Below are 18,953 nucleotides of genomic sequence, written 5' to 3' on the forward strand. Positions count from 1 at the left end.
GTCCGTTCCGGGAGATAGCGTTCTGGGTGTGAGCAGACTTCCACGGAGTACGCCAGAAGCCCAGGGGTTGTCCGGAACGGCGCTCGGCAGTTTCGTCGCTGCGCTCGACGCGGGCGGGCCGGAGATCCAGACTCTCATGCTGCTGCGGCACGGGCAGGTGGTGCTCGAGAAGGCCTGGGCGCCGTACCGGCTCGAGGACCGGCATCTGCTGTTCTCGGTGTCGAAGAGCTTCACGTCGACGGGTATCGGGCTGGCGATCGACGCGGGCCTGCTGTCACTGGACGACCAGGTGATCTCGTTCTTCGACGCGGACGAGTTGCCCGAGACGGTCAGCGACAACCTGGCCGCGATGAAGGTCCGGCACCTGCTGACGATGACGACCGGCCACTCCAAGGACACGGTCGAGGCGCTCAGCCGGGACCGGCGGATGGTCAAGATCTTCCTCGGTCTCGACGTGGAGCACGAGCCCGGCACGGTGTTCGTCTACAACAGCGGCGCGACCTACATGCTGTCCGCGATCCTGCAACGGCTCACCGGCGAGCGGCTGCTCGACTACCTGCGACCGCGGTTGTTCGAGCCGCTCGGTGCGACCGAGGCGACCTGGCAGGTGTCGCGGGAAGGCATCACTGTCGGCGGCTGGGGGCTGAGCATCAACACCGAGTCACTGGCGTGCTTCGGGCAGCTCCTGCTGCAGCACGGCGAGTGGCAGGGCAAGCAGCTCGTCCCGGCCGAGTGGTTCGAGGCGGCGACCTCGAGGCAGGTCCCGAACGACACCGAGGAGAACCCGGACTGGAAACAGGGCTACGGCTTCCAGTTCTGGCGCGGCCGCCACAACACGTACCGCGGTGACGGCGCGTTCGGGCAGTTCTGCCTGGTCTTCCCCGACTACGACGCGGCGCTGATCATCACCAGCTCGACCACCGATATGCAGGGCATCCTGAACACGACGTGGGAGCACCTGCTGCCCGTGCTCGAGGGCAAGGAGGTGCCGGACGTCGCACCGCCCGAGCGGCTGGAGCTGCTGCCGCCGGCTGGTGCCGCACCGGCCGCCGGGGACGGTCAGACGTACCGGTTCGCGGCAGCCAACCCTGCCGGTCTCACCTCGGTCCGGATCGACGCGGACGGGACGGGCACGTTCACGTTCAGCGACCTGGCCGACGACAGCACTCACGAGCTCCGGTGCGCGGCCGGTGACTGGCAGGAGCAGGCCGCGCCGGGCACGGTCGACGACGCGGCTCCGGAGGCCGGCGAGCGCGTGCTGACCAGCGCGTACGGCGACGGCGACGCGTTCGTGGCGACGCTGCGTTGGGTGGAGACGCCGTTCGTCGCCACTCTCACCTGCCGGGTCGACGGCGGCACCATGACGGTCGACGGCAAGCTCAACGTGTCCTTCGGCCCGACGGAGTTCAAGATTTCTTCGGACTAGATGTCACAGGACTGAAGTGGCGCGTGTCCTCCGAGTCGTAATCACCGACGACGGAGGATGACATGAAGGTTCTGGTGGCAGGAGCGACCGGCGGACTGGGCCGATCCCTGGTGCCGCAACTGCTCGCGGCCGGGCACGAGGTGACCGGGATGACCCGGTCCGAGTCCGGCGCGGCCGGTGTGCGGGCTTTCGGAGCGGAGGCGGTCCTCGCGGACGGCCTCGACGCCGCCGCGGTGCGCGCCGCCGTGGAGTCGGTCCGGCCCGAGGTCGTCGTACACCAGATGACCGCGCTCAAGGGCGGCATCGACTTCAAGCACTTCGACGACAGCTTCGCGACGACGAACCGGCTGCGCACGGACGGCACGGACAACCTCCTGGCCGCCGCCAAGGCTGCCGGCGTACGACGGTTCGTCGTCCAGTCGTACGCCGGCTGGAACATGCAGCACGGCGGATCCGCGGCGAAGACCGAGGCCGACCCGCTCGACCCGAACCCGGTGCCCGCGCAGCGGCAGACGATGGCCGGCATCAAGTACGTCGAGTCGGCGGCGGTGAACACCGAAGGGATCGAGGGCGTCGCGCTGCGATACGCGAACTTCTACGGTCCGACCGCGGACCTCGGCAAGGGCGGCTCGATGGTCGAGCTGATCCAGAAGCGGCGGCTGCCGATCATCGGCGACGGCACCGGGGTCTGGTCGTTCATCCACTACGACGACGCCGCCGCGGCGACCGTGAAGGCGGTCGAGAGCGACGTGACCGGGGTGTTCCAGATCGCCGACGACGACCCCGCGCAGGCGGCGGTCTGGCTGCCCGAACTGGCCAGGATCCTCGGCGCGAAGGCGCCGCGGCACATCCCTGCCTGGCTCGGGCGGCTCGCGGTCGGCGACGTCGGCGTGGCGGCGTTCACCGAGATCCGCGGCGTCGACAACTCCCTCGCCAAGCGGACCTTCGACTGGCAGCCCGGCTACGCGTCCTGGCGCGAAGGATTCCGCCAGGGCCTGTGATCTCCAGTGATCTCCTGTGATCTCCTGTGATCTCCTGTGATCTCCTGTGATCTCACCGTCCTCGCCGTGGAGCGGCGGGGCTGAGAGGATTCCTTTACTTTCGCGTTACACGCGAGGACGACCGCTGAAACCGGCGCGCCCTGAACTGGAAAGGACCCGCCGGGACGGCGGGGCGCCCCTAGGGTTCCGCTGCTCGTCGACGTACGGGCAGGACTGGTCCGAGAGGGGAGGCGGTGCTGTCGCCGAAGCGGCGGCGCCGTTCCACGGCGGGACAAAAGCCCGGGAGGCCTTGAAGGCCCCGGGCTGCCGTGCGCGCATTCCGGGCCGATCCAGCGGAGGCCGGAATGCCAGCAGCCAGTCCAGGTATCAGTGCAGCATCTCCCGAAACACTCACCACCGATGAGCTGGGCGCCCAGGATCTCGGCCGCTTCGGCTACAGCCAGCAGCTCTCGCGCCGCGTCGGCAGCTACGCGTCGTTCGCGGCCGGTTTCTCGTTCGTGTCGATCCTCACCACCGTCTTCCAGCTGTTCGGCCTGGGCTTCGGCTTCGGCGGTACGGCGTTCTTCTGGACCTGGCCGGCCGTCCTCGCCGGCCAGCTGATGGTGGCGTTGTGCTTCGCCGAACTCGCGGCGCGGTACCCGCTGTCCGGCGCGATCTACCAGTGGGCCCGGCGGCTCGGCGGCGCGGTCGTCGGATGGTTCGCGGGCTGGACGATGGTGATCGCGCAGATCATCACGCTGGCCACGGCCGCGATCGCACTGCAGGTCGTGCTGCCCGCGGTCTGGCCCGGGTTCCAGCTGGTCGGCACCGATCCGGCGCTGGCGTCGCGGGACGGCGCCGCGAACGCCGTACTGCTCGGATGCCTCCTGCTCGTCGCGACGACGGTGCTCAACGCGACGAGCGTGCGGATCACGGCGGTCGTGAACTCGGTCGGCGTGACCTGTGAGCTGGTCGGTGTCGTGCTGATCGTTGTCCTGCTGACCAGCAAGGCGGAGCGCGGGCCGTCCGTCGTCCTGCACACGACGAATCTCGACAGCACGACCGGGTACGTCGTACCACTGCTGGTGTCGGCGCTGATGGCGGCGTACGTGCTGGTCGGGTTCGACAGCGCGGGCGAGTTGTCGGAGGAGACGCACAAGCCGCGCGCGACGACTCCGCGGACGATCATCCGGGCCGTGGTCGCGTCCGGGATCGGCGGCGCCTTCCTGATCGTCGCGGCGTTGATGGCCGCGCCGTCGCTGACCGACGGCGACCTCGCCACGCAAGGTCTCCCCTACGTGCTGACGAGCCGGCTGGGTACGACGCCCGGCAAGCTCCTGTTGCTCGACGTCGCGCTCGCGGTCTGCGTGTGTACGTTGGCGATCCAGACCGCGGCGGCGCGGATGATCTTCTCGATGGCGCGCGACAACGTGCTGCCGGGGTCGCGGCAGCTCCGCGAGGTGTCGGCGCGGACCGGTACGCCGGTGGCCGCGACCGTGGTGCCTGGTGTGCTGGCCGGTGTGTGCCTGGTCGTGAACGTGGGGAATGCCGGTCTGTTCCTGGGACTGGCCAGCGTGTGCATCATGCTGCTCTACGTCGCGTATCTGATGGTCACTGCGCCGCTGCTGGTGCGACGGCTGACCGGCCGCGGATTGTCCGACGGCGCGGACGAGAACGGGCGGTCGCTGTTCTCGCTGGGGCGGTTCGGAGTGGTGGTCAACTTCGTTGCCGTTGGCTACGGACTCGCGATGGCGATCAATCTCGGCTGGCCGCGCGCGGAGGTCTACGACCCGGCCGGTGAGGGCTGGTACCTGCACTATCTGCCGCTGATCACCCTTGGTGTCGTCGCGGTCGGCGGCGTCCTCGCGTATCGGGCTCAGCGGAGCGCGTACTTCGCATCGATCGGTGTCCCACTGCGCGCGTCCGCGCCGGTCGTCGAGGCGGAAGGAGCCGGGGCATGACCGCCACGCATACGCACGACATCCCGGGTGATGCGGCGTGGTCCGCGCCGGTCCGGGCCGGGCGCGTCCTCACGCTGACCGCACTCGCCGACGGCGCGAACGCGTCGGTGCTGATCGTCGGCGCCGACCGCCTCGACCGGCTGAACATCCCCGACACGCTGAAGGCGCAGATGTCGGCCCGCATCAAGCCCGGCATGGTGCTGATGTCCGATCGCGGGTTGGCGCTGGCGACGGTCGTCGCCTCGAGCCTCGACTGGCACGACTGCCTGACCGGCGCGATCCCCGACCGGTTGCTGCTGCTCGAACTCGTGAAGCACGGTTTCGGCGAGGCCGATCTGCACGGCTGCATCAACTTCTTCAGCAAGGTCGCGGTCGCGGACGACGCCCGCGCATCGCTGGCTTTCGTCGGCGGCCACGCCCGTGCGGGTGACACCGTCACGCTCCGCGCGGATCAGGACCTCCTGGTCTTCGTGTCGACCGCGCCTCATGCGCTGTCCGACCTGCCCGGCGTCGGTGTCGCCGTACAGATCGAGACGCCGGACCACACCGACGATCCCGGCCTGCGGGAGGAAGCGATGCGTGCGCTGCGTCTGACCCGGGAGTTGATCGCATGACCGTCACCGAGACGACAACCGGCCTCGACACAAGCCTCGACACCGTCATACCGGCGGGTGACGGCGCCCTCGTGACCGTTCCGGCCGGTGGCCGCCTGCGGATCGTGGACCTGCACGGCAACCAGGCCGTGGACACGTTGTTCTACGACGCCCACGACATCGACAACCGCTACTCCGCCTTCGACACGATCCGCGAGCAGCGGGCGGTGTTCCTGACCACCGGGTCGCGACTGTTGTCGACCAGACTCGACGAACTCGCGGTGATCACGGACGACACGTGCGGCCGGCACGACACCGTCGGCGGCGCCTGTTCCCAGGAGAGCAACGTCATCCGGTACGGCGAGTTCACGCGGCACCAGCACGCCTGCCGGCAGACCTTCCTGCGGTACGGCGCGGCGGCCGGGATCGGTCAGCGTCAGCTCACGCACAACATCAACTTCTTCATGAACGTGCCGGTGACGTCGGACGGTGGCCTGACGTTCGAGGACGGTTTGTCGGCGCCGGGCAAGTACGTCGAGATCACGGCGAGCCGGGACCTGTTCGCATTGATCAGCAATTGTCCGCAGATCAACAATCCGTGCAACGGCTGGAACCCGACGCCGATCCAGTTGCTGGGCTGGTGGTGACGGGTGGCCGTGATCATTGTCAACAATCGTGGTGTCCAGACGACGGTGCAGGATCTCGCCGGGCGGCCGGGACTGTGGGATGTCGGCGTGCCGCCGTCCGGCGCGGCTGACGAGCTCACGTTCGCGCTCGTGAACGCGGCGGTCGGCAATCCGGAGACGGCGGCCGGACTGGAGTGTGTGCTCGCCGGGCCGGTGCTGACGTGCGACGAGGACCGGCTGATCTGTGTCGGCGGCGCGGTGCGCAATGCAACTGTCGACAATCTGCCGATCACGCCGGGAATGGTCGTGCTGTGGCCGGCCGGATCCGTGCTGGACGTGGGCCCGCTCGACGGTCCCGGGATGCGCGGGTACGTGGCGATCCAGGGCGGGCTGGACGTGCCGCGGGTGCTCGGGAGCCGCTCCACGTTCATTCTCGGCGGCTTCGGCGGTCACGACGGTCGCCCGCTGGCCGACGGCGACCGGATTCCGCTGGGCCGGCAGGAGAACCTGCTGACCCCGCTGTCGGTGGAACTGCCGACGATGTCGGGCTCCTGGCAGGTCCGCGTCATCCCCGGGCCGCACGGCGCGCCGGAGCATCTCACCGCGGAAGGTGTCGACACGTTCTTCGCGAACAACTGGATTGTCGACCATCGCTCCGATCGCACCGGGATCCGCTTGATCGGCCCGACGCCCGGCTGGGCCCGGACCGACGGCGGCGAGGCGGGCCTGCACCCGTCGAACGTCCACGATTCGGCGTACCCGGTCGGCGGCATCATGCTGTCCGGCGACACCCCGGTGATCGTCGGCAAGGATGGCCCGTCCCTCGGCGGTTTCGTGGTCCCCGCCGTGGTCATCGAGGCCGACCGCTGGATGCTCGGTCAACTGAGCGCCGGCGATTCCGTCCAACTGGTCCCGGTGACGCAGGAGGCCGCAGCAGAAGCGATCCGGTCCCGTCGGCGCTGGCTGACCGACCTGCGCCAGGATCCGGCCCCCGTCGCCGTCTCGACCGGAACGCCGGAGCGCCCGACCACGCTGCACCGAGGCGATCCGGCCGGCCCCGCCCCGGCGTACACGATCAGATGCGCAGGTGAACGGCACCTGCTCGTCGAGGCAGGACCGGCCGAGCTGGATCTCACGGTCCGGGTGTGGATCCACCTGCTGGCCCAGGCCCTCCGGGATGACCGGCCGGCCGGCGTGATCGAGATCGTCGAGGGCGTACGGTCGCTGCTGGTTGCGGTCGACTCGGCCCGGATCGCGCTCACCTCGCTCGCGGAACAGCTCGCGTTCCTGGCGGCCGGACTCGGTGATCCCGAGACGGTGGTACTGCCGGCCCGCGAGGTGGTGCTGCCGATCGCGTTCGACCACCCGGAGGCACACGAGGCGATGCGCCGGTACGCGACGTCGGTGCGGCCGGACGCGCCGTGGTGCCCGGACAACGTCGAGTTCATCCGGCGGGTCAACGACCTCGGCGCGCGCGACGACGTGTTCGAGATCGTGCAGGCCGCGACGTACCTGGTGGTCGGTCTCGGCGACGTGTACCTCGGCGCGCCGGTCGCCGTACCGGTCGATCCGCGGCACCGGCTCGTCACGACGAAGTACAACCCGGCCCGGACCTGGACGCCGCAGAACGCGGTCGGGATCGGCGGGATCTACCTGTGTGTGTACGGGATGGAAGGTCCCGGCGGGTACCAGCTGGTCGGTCGCACCGTCCCGGTCTGGCGGCTCTCCCCCGCCGACGAGCAACCATGGTTGTTGCGGCAGTTCGACCTGATCAGATTCACCCCGGTGAGCGCGGAACAACTCGCCCACGAGCGGGCCGAGATCGCCGCCGGACGCGCGGATCTCAAGACCGCACCGGCGACGTTCTCGATCGCCGACGTCCGCCGGATCGAGCAGGAGGCACCTGTGGAAATCGCGAGCGTACGGGCCAGACGCCGCGCCGCGTTCGAGGCCGAGAGGGCACGGTGGGGCGCATGAACAACGAGTGGATCACCCGGGTCGACCCGGTCGCGCCGCGGCCCGGGACGCTGCACGGGCTGACGATGGCGCTCAAGGACAACATCGATCTCGCCGGGGTGCCGACGACGGCCGGCGATCCGCGCAACGCCCGTCCTGCGGAGCGCAACGCGTTCGTGGTCGACCAGCTGATCTCGGCCGGCGCCGTACCGCTGGGCAAGACGAACCTCGACCAGTACGCGACCGGGCTGGTCGGCACGCGATCGCCGTACGGCGCGTGTCACTCGGTTTTCTCCGACCGGCATGTGTCCGGCGGGTCGAGTTCGGGCAGTGCTGTCGCCGTCGCGAGTGGTCAGGTCGACTTCGCGCTCGGCACGGACACGGCCGGCAGCGGTCGGGTGCCGGCCGCCTTCAACCGCCTCGTCGGCATCAAGCCGAGTCGTGGGCTGGTGTCGGCGCGCGGCGTCGTACCGGCCTGCCGGTCGCTCGACTGCGTCACCGTGATGGCGCGAACCGTGGCCACCGCGCGGGCGGCGTACGAGGTGATGGTCGCGTACGACCCGGACGACGCGTGGTCGCGACGAGTCGCCGATCTGCCGCGGCGGCGGGCCGGGGCCGGCGGCGTGATCGGCGTACCGGACATCGGGCTGGATCTGGATCCGTTGCACGAGGCGGCCTGGCAGGAGACGCTCGCCGAGGCTCATCGGCTCGGCGATGTCGTGAAGGTAGATGTGCGGCCGCTGCTCGAGGCAGCGGACCTGCTGTACTCCGGGCCGTGGCTCGCCGAGCGCTGGCTCGCCTTCGGGGACAAGCTGGACGATGATCCGGCGGTCGACCCGACCGTGCGGACGATCGTGCGGGGCGGCGCTTCGCTGACCGCGGCCGCCGCGTTCGCGGGCTTCGACCGGCTGGCGACCCTGGCCCGCGCGAGTGAGCACCTGTGGACGAAGCTCGACGCGCTGCTGCTGCCGGTGACGCCCGGGCATCCCACGCTGGCAGACGTCGCGGCCGATCCGATCGGCGCGAACAGCCGCCTCGGCCGGTTCACGAACATGGTCAACCTGCTGGATCTGTGCGCGGTCGCGTTCCCGGGACCGGATCGCGCGGACGGTCTGCCGTTCGGGATCCAGCTCCTGGCGCCGGCCGGGCACGACCGCGAGCTGATCGATCTGGCGGCTGTTTGGGGTGGTGAGGATGTGCCTGCGGCAGGTCCGGACGGCGGCGTTCTGCTGGCGGTCGCGGGCGCTCATCTGTCCGGTCAGCCGCTGAACGATCAGCTGGTACGGCGTGGTGCGCAGCTCGCTTTCGCCGCGCGGACCGCGTCGTCGTACCGGATGTACCTCGTCGACGGGCCACGGCCTGGGCTGACCCGGACGTTGACGGGCGCGGACGGTCCGGGGTTCGAGGTCGAGGTGTGGAGGCTGCCCGCGGCTGAGCTGGGTGGTTTCGCGACGACCATCGACCCTCCGCTGGCGATCGGTCCTGTGGAACTGTCGGACGGTCAGCAGGTTCTGGGGTTCGTCTGTACGGCGGACGCCGCGGATCCGGCGCGTGACATCACGGCCGCGGGCGGCTGGCGGGCGTACCTGGCCGGGAGCTGACCCTATGGTTGGTGGGCATGAGCCTGACGCCCGCCGAACAGACAGTGCTGGACCGGATCGACGAGGACCTGCTGGTCCGGGTGACGCAGGACCTGCTTCGGGCGCCCGGCCAGAATCCGCCCGGCGAGGAGAGCGCCACCGTGGCCGCTCTCGCCGCGGCGGCGCGGGAACTCGGCCTCGACGTCCGGACGGCACCCGTCGAGCGTGACCGGGACAACATCTCGGTCACGCTTGCCGGGGGCAACGGTCCCGGCCTGTTGCTGCTCGGGCACACCGACGTGGTCCCCGTCGGCGACGGCTGGACCGTTGATCCGTACGGCGGGCTCCTCCGCGACGGCCGCATCTACGGCCGCGGCGCCTCCGACATGAAAGGCGGCCTCGCCGCCGCCCTCGCCGCCCTGGTCGCCCTCCGCGGCACCTCTCTCGCCGGCCCGGTCGACCTGGTAGCCGTCATCGACGAAGAAGAAACCGGCAAGGGCATCCGTGCCTACATCGAAGCCAACGGGCCTGTGGACAACGCCGAATCGGCCGGGCCGTCAGTCGATAGACTTGAAGCGGAAAGGACAGGGGCGAGGACCACCAGCGCCGACACCGGCACCGGCACCACGCCCCGTCGGTACGTCGGGTGCATCACCGCCGAGCCGACCGACCTGCAGACGATCATCGCGGCGCGCGGTGACTCGTACCTCCAGGTCTCGGTGCACGGTCGCGCCTCGCACGCCGGCAACCCCGACGGCGGCGCCAACGCGATCTACGGCGCGGCCGCGGTGGTCGCCGAGATCGAACGCCTGCACCACGAACTCGCCGCCACGCCGCACCCGCTGCTCGGCCCGGCGACCTGGAGCGTCGGCCAGATCAACGGCGGCACCGGCGGCTCGATCGTCCCCGCCGACTGTGTGGTCGTCGCCGACCGCCGGCTCCTGCCGGGCGAGTCCCCCGCCGAGGTCCTCGCCGACCTTGGCCGCCGGGTCGCCGCCCTGCACCTGGAGGATCGCGGGCTCACGGTCGAGCTCGCGATGCCGATGGAGATGCCCGCCTTCGAGACCCCCGAGGATCACGAACTGGTCCGGGTCACCGAGGCCGCCCGGTTCGACGCCGGCGGAGCGCCACTCCCGCTGGCCGGCTGGACCGCGGCGTGCGACGGCGGGTACGTCGCGCGCGACCTCGGCGTACCGGTCGTCGTCCTCGGCCCCGGCTCGGTCACCACCCAGGCCCACCGGGCTGACGAGTCCGTCGCCGTCGCGGAGCTCGTCATCGCAGCACGCGCGTACGCCCTGGCCGCGCTGAGGCTTCTGTGATCGGGGCCGACGTGACGCGCCGGCTGCTTCTTCGGAGTGGTTCGGTTCTCGACGTCGAGTCCGGTACGGCGCATGCGGCGGACGTGGTGCTGGAAGGTCAGCGGATCGTCGAGGTCGGCGTTGGGCTGGACGGCGACGACGCGGTCGAATGCGACGGCGGGCTGCTGGTGCCGGGGTTCATCGACTGCCACACGCATCTGTGCATCACGCAGACGCGGATCGACCCGTTCGGGCTGCCGCGATCCGTGCGCCCGCTGTCCGCCATACCCGTGCTGCGAACGCTCCTCGGCCTCGGCGTCACGACCGTGCGGGACGCGTGGGGCGCGGATGCCGGCGTACGGATGGCCGTGGAGAAGGGCTGGATCGACGGGCCGCAGGTGCTGCTCAGTCTGCGGCAGGTCGGGACGACCGGCGGCATCGGCGATCTCTGGGCGCCGCGGACCGGACCGGTCGACTTCTTCGAGGATCCTTCGCTGCCGGATCCGATCTTCAACGGGGCCGACGGGGCGCGGGCCGTCGTCCGGCGGATGATCCGCGCCGGCGCGGACTGGATCAAGGTGACCGCTACCGGGTCGATGGCGATCGGCAAGGGTCTCGCGGACCTGGAGCTGACCGAGGAGGAGATGAGCGCGCTCGTCGACGAGGCGCAGCGGCGGGGAGGGCGGCGCGTCATGGTGCACGCACATGGCGCCCGGGCAGCGGAGCTCGCCGCGCGAGCCGGTGCCGGCAGCATCGAGCACGGGACGTACTTGGACGAGGACGCCGTCCAGGCGATGGCCGCATCCGGCACCTGGTATGTGCCGACGCTCTCGGTCACGCAGTCCGACCCGACGGCTGTACCAGCCGGCGCGGCCGAGGCGCATCGCGAATCGGTACGGCTCGCGATCGCCGCGGGAGTGGACATCGCAATGGGTACTGACAATCCGGTGCGGCCGCATACCGAGGTGCTGTGGGAGCTGAAGCATCTGGCTGCCGCCGGTCTCGGTGATGCGGGTGCTCTGCGTGCGGCGACGATCGGCGCGGCGAGGTTGCTGGGGCTGGCGGACGACCGCGGCGAGATCGCGGTGGGCAAACGTGCTGACCTGGTGCTGCTGGAAGGTACCGAGCTCGACTGCGCGGCGCTCGACAGCCGGATCCGGCGGGTCTTCCACAACGGGGTCGAAGTCGGGCGTTGACCCTCACACTGTGTCAGGTCATAGACCGGGCGCATGATGACTGCAGGAGAGATCGCGGAGCAGATCCGCACAGGTCAGGTGTCGTCGCGTGAGGTGACCGAGGAACTGCTCGCGCGAATCGCGGCCGACGACAAGGTCAACGCGGTCGTCGAGGTACGCCGCGAGTACGCGCTGGCGGCGGCCGACCGCGCCGACGCCATGGTCGCTGCGCAGGCACAGCTCGAGCCGCGGGCGTCGCTCGGGCCGCGGGGTCCGCGCGGACGGCGCGGACCGCGCGAACCGCTGGGGCCGCGGGCGTCGCTCGGTCCGCGGGGGCCGCGGGCGCAGCTCGGGCCGCAAGTGCCGGTGGGGCCGCAAGTGCCGCTCGGGCCACTCGAGCCGCTCGGGACGCTCGGGCCGCTGCATGGCGTGCCGGTGACGGTCAAGGACTGTTTCGACGTCGCCGGGTTGCACACCACGTGGGGTGTTCCGGCGTTCGCGGAGTGCGTCGCCGAACGGGACGCGGTCGTCGTCGAGCGGCTGCAGCGTTCGGGGGCGATCGTCGTCGGGAAGAGCAACGTCCACGCGATGCTCGCCGACTTCGGCCAGACTGCGAACGAGATCTACGGGCGGACGAACAACCCCGCCGATCTCGGCCGGACACCCGGCGGATCGAGCGGCGGCGGAGCGGCCGCGCTCGCCGCCGACCTCACCTATCTCGAGTACGGCTCCGACCTTGTCGGCTCGATCCGTCTGCCGGCGGCGTACTGCGGCGTGTACGGCCTCAAGCCCACGAACGGTCTGGTCCCGCAGCGTGGTTTCCAGGTGCCGGGTACGCCGTACCTTCCGACCGAGCTGCCGAACTTGTCGACAATCGGACCACTCGCGCGTTCGGCCGCCGATCTACGGATCGCGCTCCGCGCCACCGCCGGGCCGGAGGCGCCGTACTCGTACACTCTCCCCCGTCCCCGGCACGACCGCCTGCGGGACTATCGCGTCGGCGTCGTCATGGATCACCCCGCGGCGCCGGTCAGTGCTGAGGTCGGGGACGCGCTGTCCGACGTCGTCGACCGGCTCGCGAGAAGCGGCGCGAAGATTGTTGACAATTGGCCGGACGGCGTCGACCCGAACGAACAGGCCGAGGAGTTCGGGCGCCAGGTCGAATTGTTCTTCGCCCTCCACGCCGACTCAGACAGCGACGACGTCTTCGGCGACGGCAGCGGTGGCGGTGACAGCGGAAGCAGGAGCGGCGGTCGCAGCGGCGGCGGCAGCAGCGGCGGCTCCGGCGGCAGCAGCGGCGGCTCCGGCGGCAGCGGTGGCTCCGGCGGCTCCGCTGGCTCCGGCGGCAGTGGCGGCATTGGCGGCGGTGGCGGTGGCGGCGGTGGCGGTGGGTTGTCGTTGGGAGATGTGCGTGCGTTGGATCGGCGGCGGATGCAGGCGCGTGCCGGGTGGCAGCGGTACTTCGAGGATGTCGACGTCTTTCTCTGCCCGACGAGCTTCACCGTCGCGTTCCCCCACGGATCGTCGACAATCGACGGTCTGCCGTACGAAACGCAGGTGTTCTGGATCGCCCACGCCGCGCTGACGGGGCATCCCGCGCTCAGCATGCCGATCGGGCACACGTCGGCCGGCCTGCCGATCGGCGGTCAGGTGATCGGCCCGTGGCACGAGGACGACACCGCGATCACGTTCGCGGAACTCCTGGCTGGTTGACTGCCGTCATGTTCGCGATCGGTGAGTTCGCCCGCCACGGCCGGGTGTCGATTCGGATGCTCCGGCACTACGACGCCATCGGCCTGCTGCGCCCCGCGTACGTCGACCCCGCCACCGGGTACCGCAGCTACACCGCCGCGCAGCTCGCCGACCTGAACCGGATCGTCGCGCTCAAGGATCTCGGCTTCTCCCTCGACCAGGTTGCCACGATGATCGCGGACGACCTCGGCCCGGCCGAACTCCGCACAATGTTGACAATGCGACGCGCACAACTGGAGACCACACTGGCCGAGAGCCAGGCGCGGCTCGCCCAGGTCGAGTCACGGCTGCGCGGCCTGGAGAACGACGTTCCGGCCGCCGACGTCGTTGTGAAGGACCTGCCTGCCGTACGACTCGTCGGCCTGACCGCGACGGCGGCGAGCTTCACCCCGGACGACATCACGCCCGTCGTGCATCCCCTCTGCGCGGAACTCGGCCGACGGCTGCCGGATGCGGATGTCCGCCCGGCCGGCCGGTTGACCTGTCTGTACGAGCAGGGCTCCGAGGACGAGGTCGTCGTACGCGCGACGGTTCCGGCCGCCGTCGATGCCGGAGGCAACCTCAACGGGCTCGACGTGATCGACCTGCCCGCGACGCAGGCCGCGACGCTCGTGCACCGCGGACCGATCGATCAGGTGCTGCCGCCCTGGCAGGCCCTCGCGCGCTGGCTCGATGACAACGGCCGCCGCGCCGCCGAGCCGGCCCGCGAGCTCTACCTCGACACCCCGGAGGACTCGCACGACTGGGTCACCGAGTTGCAGCAGTCCCTCACAACCGACTGAAGGACAGCGTCTCCCCGCGCGCCCCGCCCATCCACAGGTCCTGGCAGGCGGCGGCGAACTCGTCGAGGTTCTCGGTGATCGCGCCGAAAACGTTTCCCGGCACCCACCCCTGATCGCCGTTGATCAGCAGGTTGTTCCGGCCGTAGAACACCGCGAGGTCGACGATCGCGCCGGTCGTCCCGGTGCCGGTCGTGTTCTCGTACCCGTACGCGGGATTCCCCAGGTCGTCGGAGTCGAACGAGAACCAGCACAGGTCCCCCGGGATCGGCGTGACGGTCGTGTTCTCCCTGCCCGGATCGGCAGCGAACGCCGGAACCAAGGTGTAGATCTCGTTCCGCGCGTATTTTCCGTGGAACACCGGCGCCGACAGCGGCAGCGCGTCCCACACCGCGGCGCAGGTCCGAGGCGCCACGTCGTCGAGCAGCTTCGCCACGCAGCTCACCCCGCGCTTGTCCAGGCTGACCGTGATGTGCTTCATCGTCCCTCCAAGGTCGGGGTACGCCGGTGCCAGTCGGTCGCGGCCTGATACGCCTGACCAACCCGCAACGTCAGCGCGTCGGCATGTCGCGGTCCGACAATCTGCAACCCCACGGGCAGACCGTCGTTCGTGAAGCCGCACGGCACACTCAGCGCCGGCTGTTGGGTGAGGTTGAACGGATAGGTGTACGGCGTCCAGTCGGTCCAGTCCGGCGACAACGAACCGTCCGGCACGTCCTGGCCGATCGGGAACGCCGTGATCGGCAGCGTCGGCGTCACGAGTACGTCGTACCGCTGGTGGAAGCGACCCATCAGCGTCCCGAGCTCCATCCGGACGTTGGTCGCGTCGAGGAAGTCCGACGCCGAGAAGGCCGACCCCTGCTCTGCCACCCGCCGCAGTCCCGGGTCGACCCGATCGTCGACCGTGTACGCCGACAACACCTTCGCGGCGCCGGACCACCACAGCACGTTGAACGCGTCGATCGGATCCGCGAACCCGGGATCCACCTCGGTCACCTCGGCGCCGAGCTCCGCGAGGACCGCGACCGCGGCACGTACCAGCGCGTCGACCTCCGGCTGATTGTCAACAAAACCAAGATTGGGCGAGAATCCGATCCGCAGGCCGGCCACACCGTCGTCGAGACCGTCCAGGAAGGACCGGGCCGGCGTCGGCATCGCCGACCAGTCGCGCGGGTCGAACCCGGTGACCACGTCGAGCAGGGCGGCAGAGTCGCGCACGGTCCGCGTCATCGGCCCCGCGTGCGACAACGTCCCGAACGCACTCGGCGGGAACAGCGGGATCAGCCCGTACGTCGGTTTCAGCGCGACCGTGCCGGTGAACGCGGCCGGGATCCGGACCGATCCGCCGCCGTCGGTGCCGAGCGACCACACACCCATCCCGAGGCCGACCGCGGTCGCCGAGCCGCCGCTCGAGCCGCCCGATGTTCTCGCCGGATCCCACGGGTTGCCGGTCGCGCCATATGTGAAGGAGTCGGTCACGCCCTTCCAGGAGTACTCCGGCGTGGTCGTCTTCCCGAGGATGACCGCGCCGGTCTCACGCAGCCGGGCCACGGACGGCGCGTCCTCGTCCCACGGCCCGGCCGGGTCGATCATCGTGCTGCCGCGCATTGTCGGCCAGCCTTTTGTCCACAAAGCATCCTTGATGGATGTCGGCACCCCGTCACCGGGCCCGAGCGGCGTACCGGCGTGCCAGCGGGCCTCCGACTCCTTCGCGGCGGCGAGGGCGCCTTCCGCGTCGACGAGTACGAAGGCGTTGACCTGGTCGTCGTAGCGTTCGATCGCGTCCAGCGCCTGCTGTGTCGCCTCGACCGGCGACAGTGCGCCGGTCCGGTAGCCCTCGACCAGCTCGGTTGCCTCGGTCATCGATCTCCCGTCGGAATGTAGCCAAGCTTCTTGTCGACGATGTTCTGCAGCGGTTCGCCGGCCAGCCAGCGCCGCACGTTCGTCGCGAACTGCGCCGCCAGGGTGTCGCGCCAGCCGACCACGTCGCCGGACATGTGTGCGGTGACCGTGACGTTCGGCGCGTCCCAGAGCGGATGGTCCGGCGGCAGCGGCTCGGTGTCGAACACGTCGAGCGTGGCGGCGATCCGTCCACTACGGACCGCCGCGAGCAGTGCCGTTTCGTCGACAATCGGACCGCGGGCAATGTTGACCAGGTGCGTTCCCGGTCGCATCGCGGCCAGGACGGCGGAGTCGACGAGCCCGCGCGTCGCCGCGGTCAACGGCGCCGCGATCACCAGGTGATCGGCCCAACCGACCTCGTCCGGCAGATTGCCGCTGGCAACGATCGTGCCGAAGTCCGGGTCGTCCCCTCGCGCGACCCGGCCGGCACCCCGCACCTCCAACCCGGCCGCACGCAGCAGCCGGGCCGTCTCCCGCCCGATCGCGCCGGTCCCCACGACCAGCGCCTTCGCGCCCAGCACGCTCCGGGTCTCACGGTGCTGCCAGCGCCGGTCACGCTGCAGGTCGAAGCTGCGCAGGCTGTCCTTGGCGTGCGCGATCACGGCGCCGAGCACGTACTCGGCGATCGGCCGGTCGAACACGCCGTGCGCGTTCGTGACCACGACCGCGGAGTCCCGCAGTTCGTCGAAGAGCAGGGTGTCGACGCCGGCCGCGGTCACGTGGATCCATTCGAGCGCGTCGGCCTCCGCCCAGACGTCCCGGACCGCCGTCGAGAAGAAGTCCCACAGCATCAGGGCGCGCGCACCCCGGACCGCGGCGGCCAACCCGTCCGCGGCGCAGTACCGGAAGTCGACCGGCAGCCCTTCGAGGCCCGGCGGCCGGTCGGTCGCGCGCTCGCAGAGCACCGCGACGACAGGTCGCTCGGTGCTTGCTGGCGGGAGGGCTGGCACGTGATCGAGGCTAGGAACTCGCTAGTAGGATTGTCAACAATCTCCCTCGCGCCGCACACTGACTGGCATGAGCACGCGTCCCTCCACCCACCCGCTGCCGGCGGCGGTGCCGCCACTGCTGCAGACGGGGATCGGCGTCGTCGCGCCGTACGACTTCGCGCTCGACCGCGAGCTGTGGCGCTGGGCGCCCGACGACGTGACGCTGCACGTCACGCGCACGCCGTACGCGCCGATGGCCGCCACGGTCGAGATGGCGGTCCACATCTCGGATCCGGACCTGATCGCGCGGACGACGTACAACGTGCTGCCGGTCGGCCCGCTGGTGGTCGCGTACGCGTGCACCTTCGGCAGCTTCGTCGGCGGGTTGACCGGTGAGCTCGCGCTCGTGGACGCGATGGTCGGCGCCGGGGCGCCGGCCGCGGTGACCACCAGCGGCGCGCTGCTGCTCGCGCTGCGCCGGCTCCGGGTCAACCGGATCGCGACGGTCACGCCGTACACCAACGACCTGACCGCCGGGCTGAGCGCGTTCCTCGCCCAGGCCGGGATCGAGGTGATCGCGACCGCCGGGCTCGGACTGATCGCGCAGATCTGGGCCGTCCCGTACGAGACGACGGTGGAACTGGTCCGCAGCGTCGACAGCGACGCCGTCGAGGCGATCTTCATCAGCTGCACCAACCTGCCCACGTACGACGTGATCGCCGGGCTGGAGGCCACGCTCGGCAAGCCGGTGCTGACCGCGAACCAGGTCACGATGTGGTCCGCGCTCGAGCTCGCCGGTCGCCAAGGGATCGGTCCAGGACAACGATTGTTGACAATCGGATGAACGAGTACGCAGCCCGGCTGGCCAGAGTCCGCGCCATCCTGGCCGAGCGTGGGCTCGGGGCACTCGTGGTCAGCGATCCGGCGAACCTCTTTTATTTGACCGGTTACGACGCCTGGTCGTTCTACACGCCGCAGTGCCTGCTGGTGCCGGCCGACGGCGACGTGCAGTTCTTCGCGCGGGCGATGGACGCCGCCGGCGCGTCGTACACAAGCAACCTGCGCGCCGACCAGACGCACGGGTACCCGGAGGTGCTGGTGCACCGGCCGGACGTCCACCCGTACGACTGGATCGCGAAGATCTGCCACGAGCTGATCCCGGCCGGTGCGGACGTCGCCGTCGAGAGCGACGCGCACTACTTCACCGCCCGCGGCTACCTTGCCCTCAGCAACGGTCTGCCCGGACGCCGGCTGGTCGACTCGGCCGAGCTGGTGAACTGGGTCCGGCTGGTCAAGTCGCCGTACGAGCTGGACCAGCTCCGGATCGCGGGCACCATCGCCGAGCAGGCGATGCGGGTCGCGCTCGACCGGCTGCGGCCGGGCCGGCGGCAGTGCGACGTCGCCGCCGAGATCCTCGCCGCGCAGGCCACCGGGACGCCGGAGCACGGCGGCGACTACCCGGCGATCGTGCCGATGCTGCCGACCGGCGATGCCGCCGGGACGCCGCACCTGACCTGGAGCGATCGTCCGTTCGTCGACAATGAGGCAACCACGATCGAACTGGCCGGCGTCCACGGCCGCTACCACGCGCCGCTCGCCCGCACCGTGATGCTCGGCGACCCGCCCCGACGGCTCCGCGAGACCGCGAAGATCGTCGCCGACGGCATGCGGGCGGCATTGTCGGCAATCCGGCCAGGCGTCACCGGCGGCGCCGTGCATGCCGCGTTCAACGCCGTCATCGCGGCGCAGGGGCTGGTGAAGGAATCCAGGATCGGGTACTCGATCGGTATCGGGTACCCGCCGGACTGGGGCGAACGCACCGTCAGCCTGCGCCCCGAGGAGACCACGGTGCTGACCGCGGGCATGGCGTTCCACGTCATCCTCGGCATCTGGATGGACGGGTGGGGATACGAACTGTCCGAGCCCGTCGCGGTCAGCGCCGACGGAGTGGAACGACTGACCGGTCTGTCCCACGAACTGACGATCAGGAGGTAGC

Annotated in this window: 16 protein-coding genes; 13 read left to right on the forward strand and 3 right to left on the reverse strand. The window is 70.4% G+C overall.

Features of this window, described 5'->3' with window-relative positions; genetic code table 11:
* Window positions 1-28 precede the first annotated feature (28 nt).
* The 11 genes from ABZW60_RS24225 (at window position 29) to ABZW60_RS24275 (ending at window position 14,129) form a co-directional block, all read left to right on the forward strand.
* A complete protein-coding gene (locus tag ABZW60_RS24225) occupies window positions 29-1,426 on the forward strand; it encodes a serine hydrolase (protein WP_355480317.1) in 1,398 nt (465 codons plus the stop codon).
* Between the two features lie 62 nt (window positions 1,427-1,488).
* A complete protein-coding gene (locus ABZW60_RS24230) occupies window positions 1,489-2,427 on the forward strand; it encodes an NAD(P)-dependent oxidoreductase (protein WP_355480319.1) in 939 nt (312 codons plus the stop codon).
* A gap of 344 nt (window positions 2,428-2,771) precedes the next feature.
* Complete coding sequence (locus tag ABZW60_RS24235; RefSeq protein ID WP_355480321.1) at window positions 2,772-4,367, forward strand: amino acid permease; 1,596 nt, start codon at window positions 2,772-2,774, stop codon at window positions 4,365-4,367.
* A complete protein-coding gene (locus tag ABZW60_RS24240) occupies window positions 4,364-4,981 on the forward strand; it encodes a DUF1989 domain-containing protein (protein ID WP_355480322.1) in 618 nt (205 codons plus the stop codon). The genes ABZW60_RS24235 and ABZW60_RS24240 overlap by 4 nt, the downstream gene beginning before the upstream one ends.
* Window positions 4,978-5,607, forward strand: coding sequence for an urea amidolyase associated protein UAAP2 (locus ABZW60_RS24245; RefSeq protein ID WP_355480324.1), 630 nt, complete (start codon window positions 4,978-4,980; stop codon window positions 5,605-5,607). Before ABZW60_RS24240 ends, ABZW60_RS24245 begins: the two co-directional genes overlap by 4 nt.
* Window positions 5,608-5,610: 3 nt before the next feature.
* A complete protein-coding gene (locus tag ABZW60_RS24250; RefSeq protein WP_355480326.1) occupies window positions 5,611-7,563 on the forward strand; it encodes a 5-oxoprolinase/urea amidolyase family protein in 1,953 nt (650 codons plus the stop codon).
* Window positions 7,560-9,143, forward strand: a complete 1,584-nt coding sequence (gene atzF, locus ABZW60_RS24255; protein ID WP_355480328.1) for an allophanate hydrolase — start codon at window positions 7,560-7,562, stop codon at window positions 9,141-9,143. The genes ABZW60_RS24250 and atzF overlap by 4 nt, the downstream gene beginning before the upstream one ends.
* Window positions 9,144-9,160: 17 nt before the next feature.
* The gene (locus ABZW60_RS24260) at window positions 9,161-10,441 is read left to right on the forward strand and encodes a M20/M25/M40 family metallo-hydrolase (RefSeq protein ID WP_355480330.1); all 1,281 of its coding nucleotides are present in this window, start codon (window positions 9,161-9,163) and stop codon (window positions 10,439-10,441) included.
* On the forward strand, window positions 10,438-11,616 hold the full coding sequence (locus ABZW60_RS24265) for an amidohydrolase family protein (protein WP_355480332.1): 1,179 nt from the start codon (window positions 10,438-10,440) through the stop codon (window positions 11,614-11,616). The genes ABZW60_RS24260 and ABZW60_RS24265 overlap by 4 nt, the downstream gene beginning before the upstream one ends.
* A gap of 33 nt (window positions 11,617-11,649) precedes the next feature.
* Window positions 11,650-13,308 carry an amidase family protein gene (locus ABZW60_RS24270; RefSeq protein ID WP_355480334.1) on the forward strand — a complete coding sequence of 553 codons (1,659 nt, stop codon included), beginning with the start codon at window positions 11,650-11,652 and terminating at the stop codon, window positions 13,306-13,308.
* An 8-nt stretch (window positions 13,309-13,316) separates the two neighbouring features.
* A complete protein-coding gene (locus tag ABZW60_RS24275; protein WP_355480335.1) occupies window positions 13,317-14,129 on the forward strand; it encodes a MerR family transcriptional regulator in 813 nt (270 codons plus the stop codon).
* On the opposite strand, the gene ABZW60_RS24280 is transcribed toward ABZW60_RS24275, so the two are convergent.
* From ABZW60_RS24280 to ABZW60_RS24290, 3 genes are read right to left on the reverse strand one after another with little or no spacing between them, the layout of a single operon-like run.
* A complete protein-coding gene (locus ABZW60_RS24280) occupies window positions 14,116-14,607 on the reverse strand; it encodes a DUF3830 family protein (protein ID WP_355480336.1) in 492 nt (163 codons plus the stop codon). The two genes, ABZW60_RS24275 and ABZW60_RS24280, sit on opposite strands and share 14 nt — an antisense overlap.
* Entirely contained in the window at window positions 14,604-15,989 is a 1,386-nt protein-coding gene (locus ABZW60_RS24285) for an amidase (RefSeq protein WP_355480337.1), read from the reverse strand. The genes ABZW60_RS24280 and ABZW60_RS24285 overlap by 4 nt, the downstream gene beginning before the upstream one ends.
* Window positions 15,986-16,978 (reverse strand): D-2-hydroxyacid dehydrogenase, encoded by a 993-nt coding sequence (locus ABZW60_RS24290; protein ID WP_355480339.1) that lies wholly within the window; start codon window positions 16,976-16,978, stop codon window positions 15,986-15,988. Before ABZW60_RS24290 ends, ABZW60_RS24285 begins: the two co-directional genes overlap by 4 nt.
* Before the next feature lie 67 nt (window positions 16,979-17,045).
* Here ABZW60_RS24290 and ABZW60_RS24295 point away from each other — a divergent pair, with 67 nt between their 5' ends.
* Both ABZW60_RS24295 and ABZW60_RS24300 read left to right on the forward strand, forming a co-directional pair.
* Window positions 17,046-17,801, forward strand: a complete 756-nt coding sequence (locus ABZW60_RS24295) for an Asp/Glu racemase (RefSeq protein WP_355480341.1) — start codon at window positions 17,046-17,048, stop codon at window positions 17,799-17,801.
* Window positions 17,798-18,952: a M24 family metallopeptidase gene (locus ABZW60_RS24300; RefSeq protein WP_355480343.1), complete on the forward strand. Its 1,155-nt coding sequence runs from the start codon at window positions 17,798-17,800 to the stop codon at window positions 18,950-18,952. Before ABZW60_RS24295 ends, ABZW60_RS24300 begins: the two co-directional genes overlap by 4 nt.
* Window position 18,953 lies beyond the last annotated feature (1 nt).

Source organism: Kribbella sp. NPDC003557 (genome assembly GCF_040610805.1).
In the GTDB taxonomy this organism is placed as follows: domain Bacteria; phylum Actinomycetota; class Actinomycetes; order Propionibacteriales; family Kribbellaceae; genus Kribbella.